3 protein-coding genes are annotated in these 3,216 nt (G+C 69.7%); all 3 read left to right on the forward strand.

The annotated features are described in order from the left end of the window. Positions 1-513: hypothetical protein (locus K206_RS0111725; protein WP_020202606.1), on the forward strand; the 513-nt coding region annotated here is incomplete at its 5' end. A gap of 62 nt (positions 514-575) precedes the next feature. Continuing rightward, positions 576-938 (forward strand): RidA family protein, encoded by a 363-nt coding sequence (locus tag K206_RS0111730; RefSeq protein ID WP_020202607.1) that lies wholly within the window; start codon positions 576-578, stop codon positions 936-938. A 15-nt stretch (positions 939-953) separates the two neighbouring features. Continuing rightward, entirely contained in the window at positions 954-3,173 is a 2,220-nt protein-coding gene (locus K206_RS0111735) for a bifunctional (p)ppGpp synthetase/guanosine-3',5'-bis(diphosphate) 3'-pyrophosphohydrolase (protein WP_020202608.1), read from the forward strand. Positions 3,174-3,216: the final 43 nt, after the last annotated feature.

Here is a 3,216-nt window from a genome sequence, read left to right on the forward strand (position 1 = left end):
GTGCGCAAGCTGCTGCTCAACGACGTGGGCCCGCGCCTGGCCGCCTCGGCGGTGGAGCGCATCGGCGCCTACCTCGGCCTGCCGGTGCGTTTCAAGACCTTCGAGGAAGGCCTGGCCTACCTGCAGACCATCAGCGCCTCGTTCGGCCGCCACACGCCCGAGCAGTGGCGCGAGCTCAACGGCGCCATCCTCAAGCCGATGCAGGGCGCCGAGGGCCTGGAATGGGGCTTGCATTACGATCCGGCGATGGCGCTGCCGTTCCGCGAGACCACGCCCGAGCAGATAAGCGCCGGCGAGGCCGCGCTGTGGCACATGTTCGAGGCCATCCAGGCGCCCACGCTGGTGGTGCGCGGCGCCCAGTCCGACCTGCTCACGCGCGAGACCGTGGCCGAGATGGTGTCGCGCGGGCGCAATGTCAGCGCGGTGGAAGTGCAGGACGTGGGGCATGCGCCGACCTTCATCGACCCGGCGCAGATCGCCATCGCCCGCCAGTTTTTCCTGGGCGCGGCCTGACGCGCGGCGGCAGTTTTTCCAACAGACCAACCGGGCGAACCGGAGCAACAGAGTTTTTTGCCATGAGCACCAGTGAACTGAAGCGCGCCCACGTGGGCAAGCGCCTGTCCGAATACGCGATCTACAACGGCGTGGTCTACCTCGCCGGCCAGGTGGCGGAAACCGATCCCGCCGCCGACCTGCGCGGCCAGACCGGCGAGGTGCTGGGCCACGTCGAGCGCCTGCTGGCGGAAGCCGGCAGCGACAAGAGCCGCATCCTGTCGTGCCAGATCTTCCTCACCAACGTGGACGAGATCGGCATCATGAACGAGGTGTGGGACGCCTGGGTGGTGCCCGGCGCCACGCCGCCGCGCGCCACCGTGGAGGCGCGCCTGGCCAATCCCGGGTACCGCATCGAAGTGGTGGTGACCGCCGCGCTCAAGTGAGGCGGGTGCAGCGAGATGGTGACGTCGACTGACCTGGCCGGGCAGGTTGCCGGCACGCCCGACGCCGGGCTGGTGGAGCGCGCGCTGGCCTACGTGCGCGAGCGCGGCGGCGCCGCGCAGCTGCCTACCGGCGAGCCGGTGCTCACGCATGCCGAGGGCATGCTGCGCATTCTCGACGGCCTGCGCGTCGACGATGCCGCGCGCGCGGCGGCCTGCCTGTTCGCGGTGGCGGCGTTCGTGCCGGGCTGCGAGGAAGACATCGAGCCGCGCTTCGGCGAGGAGGTCGCCCGGCTGGTCAGGGGCGTGCGGCAGCTGCTGCGCATCGGCGCGATCGCGGTCGGCCACAGCGGCGCGCCGGAAACCACCAAGGACGAGATCGCCGCGCGCCAGGAGCAGGTGGAGGCGCTGCGCAAGATGCTGCTGGCGTTCGCGCAGGACATCCGCGTGGTGCTGGTGCGGCTGGCCTCGCGCCTGCAGACGCTGCGCTGGCTGGCGCAGGTCAAGGCGCAGCCGCTGCCCGGCGTGGCGCGCGAGACGCTGGACATCTACGCGCCGCTGGCCAACCGGCTCGGCATCTGGCAGATGAAGTGGGAGCTGGAGGACCTGGCGTTCCGCTTCGAGCAGCCCGATACCTACAAGCGCATCGCCAGGCTGCTCGACGAGAAGCGCATCGAGCGCGAAGGCTACATCGCCAGCGCCATCGCGCGGCTGCAGTCCGAGCTCGAGACCGCCGGCATCCGCGCCGAGGTGACGGGCCGGCCCAAGCATATCTACAGCATCTGGAAGAAGATGCGCGGCAAGGAGCTGGACTTTGCCGACCTCTACGACGTGCGCGCGTTCCGCGTGATCGTGGACGACATCAAGGACTGCTACACGGTGCTGGGCATCGTGCACCATATCTGGCAGCCGATCCCGCGCGAGTTCGACGACTACATCTCGCGGCCCAAGGCCAACGGCTACAAGTCGCTGCACACGGTGGTGATCGGCGACGACGGGCGCGCCTTCGAGGTGCAGATCCGCACCCAGGAAATGCATCACTTCGCCGAGTACGGCGTGGCCGCGCACTGGCGCTACAAGGAAGCCGGCAGCAAGGGCTACAGCGGCCAGTTCTCGGCCAGCGAGCGCTACGACGAGAAGATCGCGTGGCTGCGCCAGCTGCTGGCGTGGAAGGACGACGCCGACCATTCGGTGGCGCACGACGAGTCGTGGGAGCAGCTCAAGCACGCCGCCATCGACGACCACATCTACGTGCTCACGCCGCAGGCGCGCGTGGTGGCGCTGCCGCAGGGCGCCACGCCGGTCGACTTCGCCTACTACCTGCATACCGACCTGGGCCACCGCTGCCGCGGCGCGCGCGTGGACGGCACGATGGTGCCGCTGAACACGCCGCTCAAGAACGGGCAGACGGTGGAGATCATCGCCGTCAAGCAGGGCGGCCCGTCGCGCGACTGGCTCAACACCGAGCTGGGCTACCTCGCCGCGCCGCGCGCGCGCGCCAAGGTGCGGGCCTGGTTCAACGCGCTCGACTCGCAGGAAACCATCGCGCAGGGCCGCGCGCTGATCGACAAGACGCTGCAGCGCGAGGGCAAGACCGCGGTCAGCCTGGACGACCTCGCCGCGCGGCTCGGCTTCAAGACGCCGGACGAGCTGTTCTCGGCGGTGGGCAAGGAAGAGTTCAGCCTGCGCCACGTGGAGCAGGCGCTGCGCCACCCGGAGGGCGAGGCCGCCGCGCCGGTCAGCGAGGAAGAGGCCGTCACCAAGAAGAGCCGCGCCACCAGCGTGGCGCGCGGCGCCAAGAGCGGCGTGCTGGTGGTGGGCGTGGACTCGCTGATGACGCAGATGTCCCGGTGCTGCAAGCCGGCGCCGCCGGACGACATCGTCGGCTTCGTCACGCGCGGGCGCGGCGTGTCGATCCACCGGCGCAGCTGCCCGACCTTCGGCCAGTTGTCGGCGCGCGCGCCGGAGCGCGTGATCCAGACCGAGTGGGGCAAGAAGAGCGACGCGGTCTACCCGGTGGACATCCACGTCGAGGCGGTCGACCGGCAGGGCCTGCTGCGCGACATCTCCGAAGTGCTGTCGCGCGAGAAGATCAACGTCACCGGCGTGAAGACGCTGTCGAGCAAGGGCGTGGCGCGCATGCAGTTCACCGCCGAGGTGTCCGAGGCGACGCAATTGCAGCGCGCGCTCGGGCTGATCGAGGACGTGGCAGGGGTCTTGCAGGCGAAACGAAAGTGATGCTATACTCGCGCTTTCGCTAGGCTCGTAGCTCAGCTGGTTA

Origin of the sequence: Cupriavidus sp. WS, from assembly GCF_000395345.1 — a bacterium.
GTDB classification, from domain to species: Bacteria; Pseudomonadota; Gammaproteobacteria; order Burkholderiales; family Burkholderiaceae; genus Cupriavidus; species Cupriavidus basilensis_B.

What these genes read in the sequence shown, in the direction of transcription:
- K206_RS0111730 (WP_020202607.1), top strand. Translation starts at nt 576, where the DNA reads ATGAGCACCAGTGAACTGAAGCGCGCCCACGTGGGCAAGCGCCTGTCC.
- K206_RS0111735 (WP_020202608.1), top strand. Translation starts at nt 954, where the DNA reads ATGGTGACGTCGACTGACCTGGCCGGGCAGGTTGCCGGCACGCCCGAC.